Origin of the sequence: Methylobacterium sp. J-090, from assembly GCF_022829345.1 — a bacterium.
GTDB lineage: Bacteria > Pseudomonadota > Alphaproteobacteria > Rhizobiales > Beijerinckiaceae > Methylobacterium.
Genome location: NZ_JAKSXV010000089.1, coordinates 43,154 through 59,670 on the forward strand (window position 1 = coordinate 43,154; position 16,517 = coordinate 59,670).

At 70.7% G+C, this 16,517-nt stretch carries 16 protein-coding genes; 5 read left to right on the plus strand and 11 right to left on the minus strand.

Annotated features, from left to right (window positions below):
• Position 1: 1 nt before the first annotated feature.
• The 5 genes from MKK49_RS15285 to MKK49_RS15305 form a co-directional block, all read right to left on the minus strand.
• Positions 2-1,138, minus strand: a complete 1,137-nt coding sequence (locus MKK49_RS15285) for an ABC transporter permease (protein ID WP_244030190.1) — start codon at positions 1,136-1,138, stop codon at positions 2-4.
• 62 nt (positions 1,139-1,200) lie between these two features.
• A complete protein-coding gene (locus tag MKK49_RS15290) occupies positions 1,201-2,307 on the minus strand; it encodes a BMP family ABC transporter substrate-binding protein (protein WP_409565083.1) in 1,107 nt (368 codons plus the stop codon).
• A 343-nt stretch (positions 2,308-2,650) separates the two neighbouring features.
• On the minus strand, positions 2,651-2,911 hold the full coding sequence (locus MKK49_RS15295) for a hypothetical protein (protein WP_244029862.1): 261 nt from the start codon (positions 2,909-2,911) through the stop codon (positions 2,651-2,653).
• A 377-nt stretch (positions 2,912-3,288) separates the two neighbouring features.
• Complete coding sequence (gene pucL, locus MKK49_RS15300; RefSeq protein ID WP_244029864.1) at positions 3,289-4,128, minus strand: factor-independent urate hydroxylase; 840 nt, start codon at positions 4,126-4,128, stop codon at positions 3,289-3,291.
• Between the two features lie 37 nt (positions 4,129-4,165).
• On the minus strand, positions 4,166-5,581 hold the full coding sequence (locus MKK49_RS15305) for a nucleobase:cation symporter-2 family protein (RefSeq protein ID WP_244029867.1): 1,416 nt from the start codon (positions 5,579-5,581) through the stop codon (positions 4,166-4,168).
• Positions 5,582-5,756: 175 nt separating this feature from the next.
• On the opposite strand from MKK49_RS15305, the gene uraD reads away from it, so the two are divergent.
• The 3 genes from uraD to MKK49_RS15320 all read left to right on the plus strand — a co-directional run bounded on the left by uraD (position 5,757) and on the right by MKK49_RS15320 (position 7,372).
• Positions 5,757-6,653: a 2-oxo-4-hydroxy-4-carboxy-5-ureidoimidazoline decarboxylase gene (uraD, locus tag MKK49_RS15310; RefSeq protein WP_244029868.1), complete on the plus strand. Its 897-nt coding sequence runs from the start codon at positions 5,757-5,759 to the stop codon at positions 6,651-6,653.
• A 120-nt stretch (positions 6,654-6,773) separates the two neighbouring features.
• Positions 6,774-6,983, plus strand: coding sequence for a hypothetical protein (locus tag MKK49_RS15315; protein ID WP_244029871.1), 210 nt, complete (start codon positions 6,774-6,776; stop codon positions 6,981-6,983).
• A 110-nt stretch (positions 6,984-7,093) separates the two neighbouring features.
• Positions 7,094-7,372 (plus strand): hypothetical protein, encoded by a 279-nt coding sequence (locus MKK49_RS15320; protein WP_244029873.1) that lies wholly within the window; start codon positions 7,094-7,096, stop codon positions 7,370-7,372.
• Between the two features lie 81 nt (positions 7,373-7,453).
• Here the strand turns inward: MKK49_RS15320 and MKK49_RS15325 are convergent, their stop codons facing one another.
• The 6 genes from MKK49_RS15325 to MKK49_RS15350 all read right to left on the minus strand — a co-directional run bounded on the left by MKK49_RS15325 (position 7,454) and on the right by MKK49_RS15350 (position 14,657).
• The gene (locus tag MKK49_RS15325) at positions 7,454-8,536 is read right to left on the minus strand and encodes a BMP family ABC transporter substrate-binding protein (RefSeq protein ID WP_409565087.1); all 1,083 of its coding nucleotides are present in this window, start codon (positions 8,534-8,536) and stop codon (positions 7,454-7,456) included.
• A gap of 55 nt (positions 8,537-8,591) precedes the next feature.
• Positions 8,592-9,518: an ABC transporter permease gene (locus MKK49_RS15330; protein WP_244029878.1), complete on the minus strand. Its 927-nt coding sequence runs from the start codon at positions 9,516-9,518 to the stop codon at positions 8,592-8,594.
• A 28-nt stretch (positions 9,519-9,546) separates the two neighbouring features.
• On the minus strand, positions 9,547-10,638 hold the full coding sequence (locus MKK49_RS15335) for an ABC transporter permease (protein WP_244029880.1): 1,092 nt from the start codon (positions 10,636-10,638) through the stop codon (positions 9,547-9,549).
• A gap of 12 nt (positions 10,639-10,650) precedes the next feature.
• Positions 10,651-12,225, minus strand: coding sequence for an ABC transporter ATP-binding protein (locus MKK49_RS15340; protein ID WP_244029882.1), 1,575 nt, complete (start codon positions 12,223-12,225; stop codon positions 10,651-10,653).
• 1 nt (position 12,226) lies between these two features.
• Positions 12,227-13,591: an 8-oxoguanine deaminase gene (locus MKK49_RS15345; RefSeq protein WP_244029884.1), complete on the minus strand. Its 1,365-nt coding sequence runs from the start codon at positions 13,589-13,591 to the stop codon at positions 12,227-12,229.
• A gap of 61 nt (positions 13,592-13,652) precedes the next feature.
• Entirely contained in the window at positions 13,653-14,657 is a 1,005-nt protein-coding gene (locus tag MKK49_RS15350) for a hypothetical protein (RefSeq protein ID WP_244029886.1), read from the minus strand.
• Positions 14,658-14,894: 237 nt separating this feature from the next.
• On the opposite strand from MKK49_RS15350, the gene MKK49_RS15355 reads away from it, so the two are divergent.
• Both MKK49_RS15355 and MKK49_RS15360 read left to right on the plus strand, forming a co-directional pair.
• Entirely contained in the window at positions 14,895-15,635 is a 741-nt protein-coding gene (locus tag MKK49_RS15355) for a GntR family transcriptional regulator (RefSeq protein WP_244029888.1), read from the plus strand.
• A gap of 165 nt (positions 15,636-15,800) precedes the next feature.
• Positions 15,801-16,475: a cysteine hydrolase family protein gene (locus tag MKK49_RS15360; protein ID WP_244029891.1), complete on the plus strand. Its 675-nt coding sequence runs from the start codon at positions 15,801-15,803 to the stop codon at positions 16,473-16,475.
• Positions 16,476-16,517: the final 42 nt, after the last annotated feature.

Consider the following 16,517-nt stretch of genomic DNA (forward strand, 5'->3'; position numbering starts at 1 on the left):
CTCATGCCGGCACCGACGTCGCGGGCACTTGCGCCGTCTCGCGCTTGGCCGCCCAGAGGTGCGGGCTGAACAGCTTGAACCGGCCGTAGAGCGTCTCGCTCATGAGCACGACGAGGAACAGCAGGCCTTCCAGCACGAGCACGGTGGCGTCGGGCAGCTGCATTCGCCGCTGGATCAGGCCGCCCGAGGCCTCGATGCCGCCGAGCAGGAACGCCACCGGCACGATGGCGATGGGGTTCTGCCGGGCGAGGAAGGCGACGAGGATGCCGGTGTAGCCGTAGCCGGCCGCGAGCGTGCCGTTGGCGGTGCCCTGCACGGCGACCACCTCGAAGAAGCCCGCCAGCGCCGCGAACGCGCCCCCCAAAGCCGTGAAGCCGACGATGAGCCGACCGACGGGCAGGCCCTGGATCTGCGCGGCGCGCACGTTGCCCCCGGCGATGCGCGCGGCGAAGCCGAGCGTCGTGCGGTCCATGAGGAGGTAGGCGGCCAGGCACGCGATCACGCCGCAGCCGAGCCCCCAATGCACGCCGATCCCCGGCATCGGTCCCAGCATCAGGGCTTCGCCCACCGGCAGGGTCGAGGGCTTGTTGAGGCTCGTCGGATCGCGCAGCGGCCCCTCGATCAGGTGGTTGGCGAGAGCGATGGCGATGTAGGACAGGAGCAGGCTGGAGATGGTGGCGTTGACGCCGCGATAGGCCTGGAGCCAGCCGACCGCTCCGATCCAGACTGCCCCGACGAGGGCCGCGGCGCAGGCCATCAGGGGGATCGCCAGCGGCGCCGGCAGGGCGGCGAGCGGCGGGGCAACCGCCGCCGCCGCGAGGCCGCCGAGCACGATGGCACCCTCGCCGCCGATCACCACGAGGCCGAGCCGGGCCGGCAGGGCCACGCACAGGGCGGCGAACAGGAGGGGGGCGGCGCGCTGCAGGGTGTTGCCGAGCGCGAAGGCTGAGCCGAAGCCGCCGCGCCAGACGATCTCGACGAGCTGGACCGGCGACTTGCCCATGAGGCCGAGGAAGATCCCGAACAGCGCGAAGCCGGTGACGGCGGCGGCGACGGGGATCGCCACCGCCTCCGCGCGGCGCGCCAGCCAGGCGCGGGCCTGGAGGCCGGCCGAGGGGCGCGCCGGGGCGGCGCTCATCTCCGTGGGGGCGGCATCCGCGCGCACGCGTCGGGGTCCTCCGTGTTCGGCCGGCGGGTGCGTCAGACCGAGCCCTTCACGCCGGCGACGAGGTAGTTGGTGCTTTCCAGCTCGGCCGCCTTCTCGGGGTAGGCCGTGCCGGCGGCGAGGATCTCCTTGCCGGTGTTGTCCTTGAGCGGCCCCTTGATGATGGCGTAGCCGCCCTTCATCATTTCGGCCTTGACCGCGTCGGCGTTCTTGGCGGCCGCCTCGCTCACGCCGGGGCCGTAGGGGCTCATCCTGACGTAGCCGTCCGCGAGGCCGCCGCGCACGAAGTTCTGCGGAACCTTGCCCGCCTGCATCGCCGCGATGAAATCCTTGTAGATCGGCAGCCAGTTCCACTCGGCGCCGGTGAGATACTTCTGCGGTGCCAGCGGCGACTGGTCGACATGGTAGCCGCAGACGAAGGCCCCGCGCCGGGACGCCGTCTCGACTACGACCTTCGGGCTGTCGACGTGGCAGGTGATCACGTCGGCGCCGCCGTCGATCAGCGCGTTCGTGGCCTCCGCCTCCTTGACGGCCAGCGACCACTCGCCGGTGAAGATCACCTGGCAGGTGATGGACGGATCGACGCTCTGGGCGCCGAGCAGGAAGGCGTTGATGTTGTTCAGGACCTGCGGGATGGGCTTGGCCCCGACGAAGCCGATCTTCTTCGATTTCGACGCATGCGCGGCGACGATGCCGTTGAGATACTGGCCCTGCGCGATGTAGCCGAAGTAGGAGCCGGCGTTCTTCGGGTCCTTCTCCGACCAGAGCCCGCCGCAATGGCGGAACTGGATTTTCGGGTTCTTCTTCGCCTCGGCGAGGAGATACGGGCTGTAATAGCCGAACGACGTCGGGAACAGCAGCGTCGCCCCGTCGAGGTTGATCATGCTCTCCATGGTCTTCTCGACGGCCTTGGTCTCGGGGACGCGCTCCTCCTCGATCACCTCGAGGCCCGGCATGCCTTTCAGGGCCTTCGCGGCCTGGGCGTGGGCCTGATTGTAGCCGTAATCGTCCTTGGGCCCGACATAGATGAATCCCACCGTCAGGGCACCGGCGGCCCGGGCCCGGCCGAAGGGCAGCAGGCCGAGCGACAGGGCGCCGGCACCACCGAGAAGGTATCTGCGGGAGAAAGAGCGTGCGGTCACGGCATCCGTTCCAGATCGACTCGCATCGCTGCGATGGAACGAAATCTAAGCCGTCGCGACGGCACGAAGAAGCCAAGACTTTCGGCAGTGCGGCCGGCGGGTTTGCTCTGCGAAACTCCGCAATCGTCTCCGTCGGCCGCCCATTCCGACGGCCGTGTATGCACAGTTTTCGATCAGCCCGGCGCGGAATGCGCGGGTCCACCGCGGCATGGGATGTCCGCCTCCGCTCCGGACGGGACAGGGCCGGCCGGGCCGGCCGGGCCGCACCCCGCGACCGCAAAAAAGGGCCGGCGGCCCCATCGAGGCTGCCGGCCCTTCTTCGCTCGAAGAGGCTTGATCGGCGTCAGTCGAGGGCGCGGCCGCGCGGCACCGCCGAGCCCCTCACCGAGCCGGTGGTGGACACACCGTCCTCGACGACGCGACCGGGCGCGGAGCGGACGGAGCGACCCGTGATCGCACCGAGATTGCGGGCCCCCGCCTGTCCGTCAAGCCCGCCCGGTGCGGTCGCGGCCGGAATACCCGCCGGTGCGGTGTAGCTCTGTGCGAGAGCGGCGCTGGAAAGGGCGAGGCCGAGGGCGGCGCCCACGAGGATGCGTGCGGTCATGGATGAATTCCCAGGTTCGGGGCCGTGGCCTGGGAGAAGGCCGGATGGCGATCCGAGTTCCTGAAATTTGTGCAGCGGCGCATCGAAAAGCAACACATCCTGCGCAAGACGTATGCATCAACTTGATGCACCGCGCAGGCGACCTGCGGCCTGCCGGCAGAAAGATTGGGAAAAATATCAATGAGGACAGTGTCTTATCGTGCACTGCCGGTTTTCTGTCCAACTTCCTCCGATCATGGCATGGGTCTTTCCCCGATCGCGCCGCTCGGCATCGCGCGAGCCGGACTTGTCCGTCTCGCGTTCTCGATGAACCACCGCTCGCCGACGGGACGGTTTCAAGCGGCCACGTCCAGACCCCCCGGGGTGGAGGGCGCGCCTCAGCCGCGCCCGATGGTCGCCTCGATCTGCCCGTGGGGCTCGTCGGTCGGCAGGAACACCACGCCCGGGTTCTCGAGGCCGAACGGGGTCAGGTTGATGGGGATGTAGTGCTTGTTCGGCATGGCGAAGCCGATCTCGGCGATCTCCGGGATGGCGGCCAGGACCGCCTCGCCCATGCGGTACATGCTGTCCTGGACACTGGCGCTGTAGGTCGTGCCGAAGACGTCCATCAGGATCTCGAGCACCCGGGCGTTGCGCGCCGTCATGTCGGCAGGCGTGCGCGTCCAGGTCCAGGTCGCGTCCATGGCAGTGGCGGCGATGCGGTCGGTGGTGTCCGCCAGGGTGCGGTAGCGGTCCTCGACGAAATCGGCCCAGCCCGACTGCGTGGTCTTCATGAAGGTGAAGCCGCGCAGGCCCGATTGCAGCACGGCCCCGTCGCGGCGCGCCACCAGCCGGACATAGGCCGTTCCGTTGCCGTCGAGGATGAAGACGTGGCCGTGCGGCGCGCCCGCGATGGCGTGGCGCAGCCAGCGCGTCTCCCAGCCCTCGACCTGCACCTCCGCGATCTGCGGGTAGGTGTCGAGGAAGGTCCTGGCGACGGCGTCGGCGAAGGCTTCCTTGTCGAGGGAGAGGTTTTGGGCCGCCACTACGTTGACGATGTTCTTCACGCTGTCGGTGGCGACGCAGGCCCGGTTGTCGGCCCCCGTCCAGGCGGCGTCGAAGGCGCCCTTCATCAGCACCGTGAGGGAGAGCTCGCGCGGGGTGTGGTGGTCGCCGTCGCGGGTGAGCCGCATCACCCGAACGCGGCCCTTGCCGTAGGTGGAGGCGGTCAGGGGCATGGTTCTCTCCAGGAAAGACGGGCCGGACGGATGATTCTCAATGCTCGGCGGAGGCCGCCTGATGCCGGGCGGCCGCGCGCGCGGCCCCCCGGTTGGTGAGGCCGTTGAAGAACAGGTTCAGGGTCACCGCCGCGAGGGCGCAGAGCAGGATGCCCGATTCGAGCAGCGGATGGAGCGCGTGGGGCATCTGCTTGAAGAAGGCCGGGGCGACCAGCGGGATCATGCCGAAGCCGACGGACACCGCGACGACGAACAGGTTGTTGCGGTTGGCGGCGAAATCCACGGCCCCCAGGATGCGCACGCCGGTGGCGCCGACCATGCCGAACATCACGAGACCGGCCCCGCCGAGCACGCATTGCGGCACCGCCTCGACGAGGGCGGCGAGTTTCGGGATCAGGCCGAGGCCCAGCATGATGAACCCGCCGACCACGGCGACGTAGCGCGTGCGCACGCCGGTGACGCCCACGAGACCGATGTTCTGCGAGAACGAGGTGTAGGGGAAGGTGTTGAAGACGCCGCCGATGATCGTGCCGAGCCCGTCGCCGCGCAGGCCCCGGGTCAGGCGCTTCTCGTCGACGGGATCGGCGCAGATCTCGGCCAGCGCCAGGAACATGCCGGTGGACTCGATCATCACCACGATCATCACGATGCAGAGCGTGACGACGGAGACGGGATCGAAGGTGGGCCAGCCGAACGCGAAGGGCCGGACCACGTCGAACCAGGAGGCCGTGGCGACGTGGCCGAGATCGACCAGCCCGAAGGCGGCGGCGACGAGCGTCCCGACGATGATGCCGATGAGCACCGAGGCCGAATTGACGAAGCCCGTGCCGTATCGGGTGATCGCCAGGATCACGCCGAGCACGAAGGTGGCGATGGCGAGGTAGACCGGCGCGCCGTAATCGGGATTGCCGACGCCGCCGGCCGCCCAGTTCACGCCGACCTTCATCAGGGATACGCCGATCACCAGGATGATCGTGCCGGTCACCACCGGTGGGAACAGCGGCAGGAGCCGTCCGATGAGGGGGGCGACGAGGAACGCGAACAGGCCCGCCGCGATCACGGCACCGTAGATGCCCGTCAGGCCGATCGTGGGATTGGTGCCCATGGCGATCATGGGCGTGACGGCCGCGAAGGTGACGCCCATCATCACCGGCATGCGCACGCCGATGCCCGGCAGGCCCCAGCTCTGCAGGAGCGTGGCGAGGCCGCAGGCGAACAGGTCGGCGCTGACCAGCATCGCGACCTGCTCCGGCGGCAGCTTCAGGGCCCGCCCGACGATCAGCGGCACCGCCACGGCGCCGGCATACATCACCAGGACGTGCTGCAAGCCGAGCAGGCCGAGGGCGATGGGCGCCACATTCGCCACCGGCGCCGTGGCGGGTCCGAGGGGGACGGGGCCCGTGGGCTCGACGACCGCATCGGAAGGGGCGGCGATGGTGGGGGCGCTGTTCATGGAATCGATGCCTCTGCCGCCGTGAGCGGTTCCCTCGCCGGGGATGCCGTTGCGACCGGGCAAAGCGTGTGCCAAGCGGGAGCCCGAGCCGGGCGGCCGGGATGGCCCGTTGCCTGCACCGTTCGGTCCGGCGATGCGCCGCCATCGCCCGCTTCCAGAGGGGGACCCGGCCGTCATGGCATCGACGCTCGCAGCTCTGAACGACGCTCCGATCCCCGATTTCGTGGCGGCGCTGGGCGCCGTCCTCGCGCACGCGCCGTGGGTGGCCGAGGGTGCCGCGGCGCAGCGGCCCTTCCCCACCGTCGAGGCCCTGTTCCGCGCCCTGCGCGACGGGGTCCAGGGGGCCTCGGACGCCCGGCGGCTCGCCCTGCTCGCGGGGTATCCCGACCTCGCCGGACCCGCCGCGCGGTCCCGCACCATCGCCCCCGACGCCGTGGCGGAGCAGGCGGCGGCCGGCCTCGATCGCCTGTCGGAGGCCGAGTACGCCCGCTTCGCGGCGCTGAATGCGGCCTACCGCGAAAGGTTCGGGCTTCCCTTCATCCTCTGCGTCGGGCGGCACGGCCGCGCCTCCCTTCTCGCGAACGTCGAGAGCCGGCTGGCCTCGTCTCCCGACGCGGAACGACGGACTGCCGAGGCCGAGGTGATGCGGATCGCCGCGATCCGCCTGAATGCCCTGGTGACCGGCGCCGGGCCGCTGACCACCACGGGCCGGATCTCGACCCACGTCCTCGACACCGTCCAGGGCAGGCCCGCCGCCGGGGTGGCCGTCGAACTCGTCGAGTTCGTCTCGGCCACGGAAACGGCGGTCGTCGCCCGCGCGGTGACCAACGCCGACGGCCGCACCGACTTGCCCCTGATCCACGGACGGCCCGTGCCGATGGCGACCTACGAACTGCGCTTCGGGCTCGGCGACCACTTTCGCCGGGTCGGGGCCGCCCACGGTCCCGCCCTGCCCGAGCCGCCCTTCCTCGACATCGTGCCCCTGCGCTTCGGCGTCGGGGACCCGGAGGGCCACTATCACGTGCCCCTGGTGGCGACCCCGTGGAGCTATCAGACCTATCGCGGCAGCTGATCCGGGCGTCGCCTCCGATCCGGGTGTCGACTCGCGGCCGAATCGGCGACGGGCCCCGGCATAGCTCTTGCTGCGAACGCGTGCAGATCCGGCGCGCGGCCGGCGTCAGGAGCGTAGCGCATGCGTCCGTCCCGAGCCCTCGGCTTCGGCCTTCCCCTGGTGGTCTGGCTCTTCGCCGGCGGCCTGTTCGGCGGGGGCGTCCTCGGCGGAGCGTCGGGCGCGCGGGCGCAGGCCAGCCTGACACCACCGGCGGGGCAGTCCCGCGTCACGGCGCCGGGCGGCCTTCGCGGCCGGGCCGCGCGCCGTCACAGGAGCCACCGTCGCCGTTGAAGCTCACGCAACGTGTCACCCCGAGGAACGTCTCCGGTCCCGCATGGATTTTCATCGGGAGACGACGAACTCGCCTATTCGCTCCGACTCTTTTTGGAAGGTTATCGATCATGCGTCTGACGATGTCTGTCCTCGCCCTGTGCGGGGTCTTCGGTCTCGGCGGAGTTTTGGGTCTGGGCGGTGCGGCGTTTGCCCAGTCGACCGGCGCGCCCGCCGGTGTCGACCCGGCCACGGCCCCCGGTGGCACCGAGGGCATCGCCGGCCCTCGCAACGAGCGGGAGGCGATCCGGAGCGGCGATGCCATCCCGGCGCCGCGCGGCGTCGGCGAACCGGTTCTTCCGCCGTCCGACGCCCTGCCGCCCGACCGGGCGCCCCCGCCGCGCCCCTGATCGCCGACCTTCGCCGATCGCCAGAACCCCGCCGGATCGCTCCGGCGGGGTTTTGGTTTTCGCGATGCCCGACCGGTCGGGTTACTGGGTCAGCTTGTCGTCGATGCCCTTCACGTACCAGTTCATGCCGAGGATCATGGGGTCGGGCGCGGTGTCGCCCTCCTTCACCGCGAGGGTGCCGTCCTGCTTCACCACCGGCCCGGTGAAGGGGTGAAGCTTGCCGGCGGCGATGGCCGTGCTGGTCTCCTCGGCCATGGCCTTCACGTCGTCGGGCATGTTGGTGAAGGGCGCCAGCACCACCATGCCGTCCTTGATCCCGCCCCAGGTGTCGCCGCTCTTCCAGGTGCCGTCGAGGACCGCTTTGGCCTGCGCGATGACGTAGCCGTTCCAGTCGTCGGTGATCGAGGTGAGCTGGGCCTTCGGGGCGAAGCGGAACTGGTCGGAGGACTGGCCGAAGGCGAGCTTGCCCTGCTTCTCGGCCTCCTGCAGCGGGGCGGCCGAATCGGTGTGCTGGGTGAGGATGTCGGCGCCCTGGGCGAGCAGGGCCTTGGCCGCCTCCGCTTCCTTGCCGGGATCGAACCAGGTGTTCACCCAGACGATCTTGATCTTGATGTTCGGGTTGACCGATTGCGCGCCGAGCATGAAGGCGTTGATGCCGCTCACCACTTCCGGGATCGGGAAGGACGCGATGTAGCCGACGGTGCCGGATCTCGAGAGCTTGCCGGCGATCTTCCCGCAGACGTAGCGGCCCTCGTAGAAGCGGGCGGAATACGTCGCGACGTTGTCGGAGCGCTTGTAGCCGGTGGCGTGCGCGAACTTCACCTTCGGGAACTTCTTGGCGACCTTCAGGGTCGGCTCCATGAAGCCGAACGAGGTCGTGAAGATCAGGCCGGCGCCGGACCGGGCAAGCTTCTCGATGGAGCGCTCGCTGTCGGCCTCGGGCACGTTCTCGAGGAAGGTGGTCTCGACCTTGTCGGGCATCGCCGCGGCCAGCGCCTTGCGGCTGAGATCGTGCTGGTAGGAATAGCCGAAATCGGCGACCGGGCCGACATAGACGAACCCGACCTTCAGCTTGTCGGCCGCCACGGCCGAGCCCGCCCCGACCGCGAGCGCGGCGCCCAGAAGCGCCCCGCGCAGGAGCGCACCGCCGAGTCCCGTCAACATACGCCCCATCGTGGTGTCCTTCTCGAAAGCTGATCCGGTCGGTCGCGGGCGCGGTTCACCGGCTCGGTGTGAAGACGCGTCCGAGGGCGGCGGGCGCCAGCGAACCGCCCTGGCGCTGCCCGAGGGAGAGCAAGACCAGGGCCAGGATGGTGGCGAGGTAGGGCAGCGCCGACAGGAACTGGCCCGGCAGGCCGAGGCCGGCGGCTTGGGCGTGGAGCTGGAGGACTGTCGCCCCGCCGAACAGGAGGGCGCCCGCCGCGACCCGCAGGGGCCGCCACGAGGCGAACACCACGAGGGCCAGCGCGATCCAGCCGCGGCCCGCCGTCATGCCGGGCGACCAGAACGGCGTGTAGGCCAGCGCGAGGTAAGCCCCGCCGAGACCGGCGCAGGCCCCCCCGAACAGGACGGAGAGGAAGCGGACCCGGCGCACCTTCAGGCCGAGCGCATGGGTCGCGACGTGATCGTCGCCGATGGCGCGCAGCATCAGGCCGGCGCGGGTGCGCCAGAGGAACCACGACACGGCGGCGACCAGGGCGACCGCCGCGTAGACGAACCCGTCCTGCCCGAACACCAGATGACCGATCCCGGGCAGGTCCGTGAGGCCGGGGATCGCGAGGTGGGGCGCCGGATCGCGCTTGATGCCGACGTAGTTCGCGCCCACCAGCCCCGACAGGCCGAGCCCGAGGATGGTGAGCGAGAGGCCGGAGGCGACCTGGTTCGCCGCGAGCCCGACGGTGAGGATGCCGAACAGGGCGGCGAGCAGCAGGCCCGCGCCGGCGCCGCCGAGCGCTCCGAGGACCGTCGAGCCGGTCTGCATCGCCACGGCGAAGCTGACGGCGGCGCCGAAGATCATCATCCCCTCGACACCGAGGTTGAGCACGCCCGAGCGCTCGGCGACGAGTTCGCCGATGCCGGCGAGGATCAGGGGAGTCGCGGCCGCCAGCACCGTGACGAGGACCATCTGGACGATATCGAGGGTCATGACCGGCTCCGGCCTCGTTCGAGCAGACTCACGACGCCGGGCGGCCCGACGGCCCCCCCGGCACGAGGCGGACGTGGTAGCGGGCGAACACGTCGGCCCCGAGGACGAGGCCGAGCAGCAGGCCCTGGAAGGCGCGGGTCAGGTCGAGGGGCAGCTTCAGGTCGATCTGCGCGCCCTCCCCGCCGATGGTGGTGAGCGCGATGACGAGGGCGGCGACGAGGATGCCGGGCGGCGAGAGCCGCCCGAGGAACGCGACGATGATCGCGGTGAAGCCGTAGCCCGGCGAGATCTCGGGCTGGAGCTGCCCGATCTTCCCCGCGACCTCGACGATGCCGGCGAGGCCCGCGGCCCCGCCGGAGATGGCGAAGACGGACAGGGTCAGGCGCGCGTCGGAGAAGCCGGCGAAGCGCGCCGCCCGCGGGCTCGCCCCGACGACCCGGACCTCGAAGCCGAACAGGGTGTGGGCCAGCACCACGGCCGCCAGCGCCACGGCGAGGAACGCGATGAGCACGCCCGCATGCAGGGTCTCGCCCTCCATGAGGTAGGGCAGGCGCGCCGCCGCGTCGAAGCCGACGCTCTGGGGGAAGTTGTAGCCCGCCGGATCGCGCAAGGGGCCGCGGACCATGTAGTCGAGCAGGAGCTGGGCGACGTAGACGAGCATCAGGCTCGTCAGGATCTCGGAGACGCCGAGGCGGACCTTCAGGACAGCCGGGATCAGCGCGTAGGCGGCCCCGGCGAGCGCCCCGGCGACGAGCATCGCGGGCAGCACCCAGAGGGTGAAGCCCGCCGCGCCGTGCGTCGCGACGCCGACCCAGCCGCCGGCGAGGCCGCCGACCACGAAATGGCCCTCGGCGCCGATGTTCCAGAGGTTGGCGCGGTAGCAGAAGGCGAGCCCGGTGGCGATGAGGGCCAGGGGGGCGGCCTTCAGGGCGATCTCCTGCAGGGACCAGACCTCGCTCAGGGGCGCGACGAAGTAGGTCACGAAGGCGTCGGCCGGCGAGACGCCAAGGGCCGCCACCATGACGCCGCCGATCACCACCGCCGCCGCGAAGGCGAGGGCCGGCGAGAGGATGTCGAGCACCGGGGCGCGGCGTGTACGGGGCACGAGGTCGAGGCGCATGGGGTCTCCCGGTCAGGGGGCGGGGGCCGGGGCCGCGTCGCTCGATCCGCCCATGAGCAGGCCGACCGCCTCGCGGGTCGTCTCGGCCGACGGCACCGCCGCCGAGAGCGTGCCGTCGTGCAGCACGGCGATGGAGCCGGCGATCTCGAACAGCTCGTCGAGGTCCTGGCTGATGACGAGGATCGCGGCCCCGCGCGCGGCCAGATCGATGACCGCCTGCCGGATGTGGGCGGCGGCGGCGGCATCGACGCCCCAGGTCGGCTGGTTGATCACGAGCACGCCGGGCTCGGCCAGGATCTCGCGGCCGACCACGAACTTCTGGAGGTTGCCGCCCGACAGGGTGCCGGCGGCGGGATCGGGGCCCGCCTTGCGCACGTCGAAGGCCTCGATCACGCGTCTGGCGAGGTCGCGCGCGGCCCCCGGCCGGATCAGGCCGAACCGGGTCAACGGGGCGGTCGGGTGGCGCGAGAGCAGGGCGTTCTCGGACAGGCTCATGAGGGGCGCGGCGGCGTGGCCGTTGCGCTCCTCCGGCACGAACCCCGCGCCGAGGCGCCGGCGCGCGTTGATGCCGAGGGCGCCCACGGGCGCGCCGTCGAGGCGCACGGCCTCCCGGTCCGGAGCGCGGGTCTCGCCCGAGAGCGCAGCGAAGAGTTCGGCCTGCCCGTTGCCGGCGATTCCCGCGATCCCGAGGATCTCGCCGCCCGCGACGCTCAGCGACACGTCGCGCAGCGCCGTGGCGTGCAGGCCGGGGGCGGGGAGGGCGAGACGATCGAGGCGCAGACGCTCCTTGCCGAGGGTTGCACCCTCTTGCGGCGTCACCGCGCGGACCGCGTTGCCCACCATCATCGCGGCGAGCGAGCGGGCAGTCTCCTCCCGGGGGTTGCAGGTGCCGACGACCTTGCCGGCCCGCAGGATGGTGGCGCGCACGCAAAGCCGCCGCACCTCGTCGAGGCGGTGGGAGATGTAGAGCAGGGCCCTGCCCTCCTGGCGCAGGCGCTCCAGGACGGTGAACAGCGCTTCGGCCTCGCCGGGGGTGAGCACCGAGGTCGGCTCGTCGAGGATGACGAGCTTCGGGTCCTGCAGCAGGCAGCGGACTATCTCGATGCGCTGCCGCTCGCCCGCCGAGAGCGACCAGACCGGACGGTCCGGTTCGAGATGCAGGCCGTAATCGATGCCGAGCCTGGCGATGCGGTCGGCCAGCGCCCGGCCCGAGAGATCCTTCGGCATCACGAGGGCGATGTTCTCGGCGACCGTCAGATTCTCGCACAACGAAAAATGCTGGAACACCATGCCGATTCCGAGCTGGCGGGCGGCTTCCGGGTTCGGCAGCTGCACGATGTCGCCCTTGTGGGTGACGACGCCCTCGGTCGGCTCGAGCAGGCCGTAGAGGATCTTCATCAGGGTCGACTTGCCGGCCCCGTTCTCGCCCAGGAGGGCGTGGATCTCGCCGGCCCGGATCTCCAGATCGACGCCGTCGTTTGCCGTGAAGCTGCCGAACCGCTTGACGATGCCGTAGGCACCGAACAGGGGCGTCGGCCCCGCCTTCGCGCGCGGCACAGGGGCGGAAAGGGAGCGGACGGCCTCCATCTCAGACCGCGCCGAACAGGTGCAGGGCGAGCCGGCTGTGCTCCTCGCGGAGCCGGTGCGTGTCGAGGCCGACCGGGTGCCCGTCGATCACCCGCCACTGCCCGGCGACCATCACCCGGTCGGCCCGGTGCGCGCCGCACAGGACCAGGGCCGCGAGGGGATCGTGGCTGCCGGAGAAGCGCAGTTCGTCGAGGGTGAACAGGGCGAGGTCCGCCTCCCGTCCCTCCTCGATCCGCCCGATGTCCGAGCGCCCGAGGCAGGCGGCGGAGCCTTCCGTGGCCCAGCGGAGCGCATCAAGATGGGTGACCCGCTCCGCCCCGTAGGTGAGGCGGTTCAGCATCAGGGCGTGGCGCACACCCTCCATGAGGTTCGAACTGTCGTTCGAGGCGGAGCCGTCGACGCCGAGGCCCACGGGGGAGCCGGCGGCTTCCAGTTCGCAGGTCCGGCACTGGCCCGACGCCAGGGTCATGTTCGAGGTCGGGCAGTGGCACACGCCGACGCCCGCCCTGCCGAGGCGGGCAACCTCGTCGTCGTTGAAGTGGATGCCGTGGGCGAGCCAGGCGCGCGGGCTCATCCAGCCGACCTCCTCGAGGTAGTCGACGGGCCGCTGCCCGAACGTCGCGAGGCAGAAGGCGTCCTCGTCGAGGGTCTCGCCGAGATGGGTGTGCAGGCGGCAATCGTGGCGCTCGGCGAGCATCGCGCTCTCGCGCATCAGCCGCTTCGTCACGTTGAAGGGCGAGCACGGGGCGAGCCCGATCTGCACCATCGCGCCGGGCTTGCGATCATGGAACAGGGACAGCACCCGCTCGCTGTCGGCGAGGATCGTGTCGTCGTCCTGCACGAGGGCGTCCGGCGGGAGCCCGCCGTCGCGCACGGACAGGCTCATGGAGCCGCGGGTGACGAAGGCGCGGATGCCGAGCGCCCGCGCTTCCTCGACCTGGATGTCGACGGAGGCCTCGAGCCCCTTCGGGAACAGGTAGTGATGGTCGCCCGCCGTGGTGCAGCCCGACAGCAGCAGCTCGGTGTAGGCCAGACGCGTGGCGAGGCGGAACGCCTCCGGATTGAGCCTGTCCCAGACCGTGTAGAGCGCCTGCAGCCAGGGAAACAGCGGCTTGTTGATCGCCAGCGGGTGGGCGCGGGTCAGGGTCTGGAAGAAGTGATGATGGGTGTTGACGAGGCCGGGGATCACCACGTGGCGCGACGCGTCGAGGGTCTCGTGGACCGGCGCCGCCGGCCGGCCGCCCGAGGGCACGCGTTCGACGATGCGCGTCCCCTCGACGACGATCCCGCCGGCGGAATCCGCCGCGAGGATCGCCAGGGGGTCCCTGATCCAGAGACGGCGGTCCCCGCCCATGTGCTCGTTCATCCCGACTCCCGATTCCGCGTGTCCCCGCAGGAGAGCATAGTTCGGGCCGCGCGGCCCACCCTCAGAAGATGTGGAACGCGATGCCGGCGAGGAAGCTCTTCTCCTCGTTGCCCTTGAAGGTCGTGCGGTCGACGTTGCCGAACTTGTTCAGCCAGTACTGGAAGCCGATGAAGGCATCGAGCTTGTTGGGCTGGTTCCAGACCATCTTGCCGACGTCGAGTACGAGGTTCGTTCGCGACAGGAACTCGACGCCCGTGCCGGGATAGTAGCCGCCCGGATAGTTGAACGGGTCCCGGATGCCTTTGCCCTTGGGCGTGACGATGTTGTTGAAGCCGGCGAGGCTCAGGGGCAGGTTCGGGAAGAAGGTGATCGGGAAATTGTAGACGATCTCGAACTCGGGAACGGTGTCGAAGCTGACGTCGCGGTCGCCGCCGACGTTGAAGCCGTTGCGGTTCCATTCCTTGTAGGCGTGGGCGCTGATGTTCAGGAAGCCGGCGGGCACGTCGACCGAGAAGGTCAGGCCGCCGACGACGTCGCGCTTCTTCGGGCCGAAAGCGGTGTTCTTCGTGTTCGCGTCGAAGCCGTAGGACAGCGACACGTCCTTGATGAGGCCCGCAACGGTGAAGGCCTTGGTGCCGGTGAGCGCGTTCAGGCTCAGGGTACCGCGATAGAGGCCGTAGGCTTCGGTGGCGCCGCTGTCGTACTGCGCGAAACCGCCCGGGGCGTTGGTGGTCCCGGCCGGGTCCTGCGAGGTCGATTTCAGGATATCGAGGGAGAAGAAGTTCGTGCCGTACGCCCAGGCATCGGCGTGCGAGATGTTGGTGATGTATTTCGGGATGTCGCGGTTGCGGAAGCTGCCATCCGCCCGCTGGATCTGCACACCCGGCTCGGCCGCCGGAAACTGGTAGCGAAAGCTCACCTGCGTGTCCGAGAACAGGAAGAAGGACGGCTCCTTCATCGGCGCCGCCTCCGCCACGTTCGGCTTCTTCGAATCGAGATCGGCGGCCATACCGCAACCAATCATGCCCAGCGACAGAGCCGCGGCCGTGAACCCCCTGGCGACCATCGTGGATCTCCTCATCCGCAAAATCTGCGAAGCGGGCCGCAACCGACGTGCCAGGGCGGGCCATCGGCGCGACGTCGGAGCCCGCCGTCACATAACCGCAACAGATGCCCCCACGGCGGCCGTGCGCCGGGACACCCGCCCGGGCGGGTGACGCCGTTGCGGGGCGGGGGAACTCGTCCTAATCAACGGTGCGCACGCTGCCCTTGCGCCGATTGCGTGTCGGGAACCGAGACCCCAGTGCCTGCGTCCCCCACCCGCTCCGAGAGCCTGTCCGATACGATCGCCGACGCCATCCTGTCGGGCGAATTCGCGCCCGGCACCCATCTCGACGAACAGATCCTGGCCAAGCGCTTCGGTGTCTCGCGGACCCCGGTGCGCGATGCCCTGCGGCTGCTCAACGGCACCGGACTCATCGACCTGCGCCCGCGCTTCGGCGCGACCGTGCGGACGATCACGCCGGACCAGCTCGACATGCTGTTCATCGCCATGGGCGAGATCGAGGCGACCTGCGCGCGCCTCTCGACCCTGAGCATGACGCCGGCGGAGCGCGGGCAGCTCCGGACCCTGCACGAGCGCATGGGCGGCCTCGCCGAGGCGGGCGACCACGACGGCTACGTCCTCGCCAACGGGGACTTCCACAGCCTTCTCTACGCGGGCGCCCACAATTCGGTGATCGACGAGATCGCCCGCAACCTGCGGCGGCGGCTGACGCCGTACCGTCGCATCCAGTTCCAGGCGCCGGGGCGGCTCGCCCGCTCGCATGCCGAGCACGGCCTCGTGGTCCGCGCCGTCCTCGCCCGCGACCCGGCGGCCGCGAACTCGGCGATGCTGGTCCATATGAGCGTGGTCGAGGACGCCTTCGAGATGCTCGACGCCGGAAGTGCCGCCGCGCGCGAAGCGGCCGGCGAGCGGGTGCGGGACCGCCGGTCGCGGAGCGCCGCGCCCGCTCGTGCGAGCAAGGCGCGCCCGCCGCGCTGAAGGCTCCGGCGTCCGGTGCCGCGCCGCGACGGTGTGCACACGCGATGGCCACGGAGGCCGAAACTTCGCGCACGGATGTGTGCGGTTTGGGCACGCGTTTCGGCCGACTTGCATACATGATTGGGGCCGGTCGATCCGACTCGACGGCCCCGCGAGGCCCTGCGCATGCCCAGCGTCATCGAAGCCCAGCCGTCCCCGCTCCCCTTCGACGCGTCGCGCACGGCCCTCGTCATCATCGACATGCAGCGCGACTTCCTGGAGCCCGGGGGCTTCGGGGAGAGCCTCGGCAACGACGTCTCCCTCCTGGCCGCCGCCGTGCCGCCGTGCCGGGCGGTACTCGACGCGGCGCGGGCCGCTGGCCTCCTCGTGGTGCATACACGCGAGGGCCACTGTCCGGACCTCTCCGACGCGCCGCCGGCCAAGCTGGAGCGCGGCGAGCCGACGGCGCGGATCGGCCAGCCCGGTCCGATGGGACGCATCCTGATCCGCGGCGAGCCCGGGCACGACATCGTTCCCGCCCTCGCACCGCGGCCGGGCGAGCCGGTCGTCGACAAGCCGGGCAAGGGCGCGTTCTACGCCACCGACCTCGCCGACATCCTCGCGGCCCGCACCATCGCGACGCTCCTCGTCTGCGGCGTGACCACCGAGGTCTGCGTGCACACGACGGTCCGCGAGGCCAACGACCGGGGCTATCGCTGCGTCGTCATCGCCGATGCCTGCGGGTCGTACATCCCCGAATTCCACGAAGCCGGCCTCGCGATGATCAAGGCGCAGGGCGGCATCTTCGGCTGGGTCTCCGATTCGGGCAGCGTCATCGCCGCCCTCGGCCGCCACGGCTGACCCGTTTTCCCGGGGGGCGCGCGCCCCGCCGGACCGATCGGA

Coding starts and splice junctions, on each gene's coding strand:
- MKK49_RS15285 (WP_244030190.1), bottom strand. CDS start 1,138: ATGAGCGCCGCCCCGGCGCGCCCCTCGGCCGGCCTCCAGGCCCGCGCC.
- MKK49_RS15295 (WP_244029862.1), bottom strand. CDS start 2,911: ATGACCGCACGCATCCTCGTGGGCGCCGCCCTCGGCCTCGCCCTTTCC.
- pucL (WP_244029864.1), bottom strand. CDS start 4,128: ATGCCCCTGACCGCCTCCACCTACGGCAAGGGCCGCGTTCGGGTGATG.
- MKK49_RS15305 (WP_244029867.1), bottom strand. CDS start 5,581: ATGAACAGCGCCCCCACCATCGCCGCCCCTTCCGATGCGGTCGTCGAG.
- uraD (WP_244029868.1), top strand. CDS start 5,757: ATGGCATCGACGCTCGCAGCTCTGAACGACGCTCCGATCCCCGATTTC.
- MKK49_RS15315 (WP_244029871.1), top strand. CDS start 6,774: ATGCGTCCGTCCCGAGCCCTCGGCTTCGGCCTTCCCCTGGTGGTCTGG.
- MKK49_RS15320 (WP_244029873.1), top strand. CDS start 7,094: ATGCGTCTGACGATGTCTGTCCTCGCCCTGTGCGGGGTCTTCGGTCTC.
- MKK49_RS15325 (WP_409565087.1), bottom strand. CDS start 8,536: ATGTTGACGGGACTCGGCGGTGCGCTCCTGCGCGGGGCGCTTCTGGGC.
- MKK49_RS15330 (WP_244029878.1), bottom strand. CDS start 9,518: ATGACCCTCGATATCGTCCAGATGGTCCTCGTCACGGTGCTGGCGGCC.
- MKK49_RS15335 (WP_244029880.1), bottom strand. CDS start 10,638: ATGCGCCTCGACCTCGTGCCCCGTACACGCCGCGCCCCGGTGCTCGAC.
- MKK49_RS15340 (WP_244029882.1), bottom strand. CDS start 12,225: ATGGAGGCCGTCCGCTCCCTTTCCGCCCCTGTGCCGCGCGCGAAGGCG.
- MKK49_RS15345 (WP_244029884.1), bottom strand. CDS start 13,591: ATGAACGAGCACATGGGCGGGGACCGCCGTCTCTGGATCAGGGACCCC.
- MKK49_RS15350 (WP_244029886.1), bottom strand. CDS start 14,657: ATGGTCGCCAGGGGGTTCACGGCCGCGGCTCTGTCGCTGGGCATGATT.
- MKK49_RS15360 (WP_244029891.1), top strand. CDS start 15,801: ATGCCCAGCGTCATCGAAGCCCAGCCGTCCCCGCTCCCCTTCGACGCG.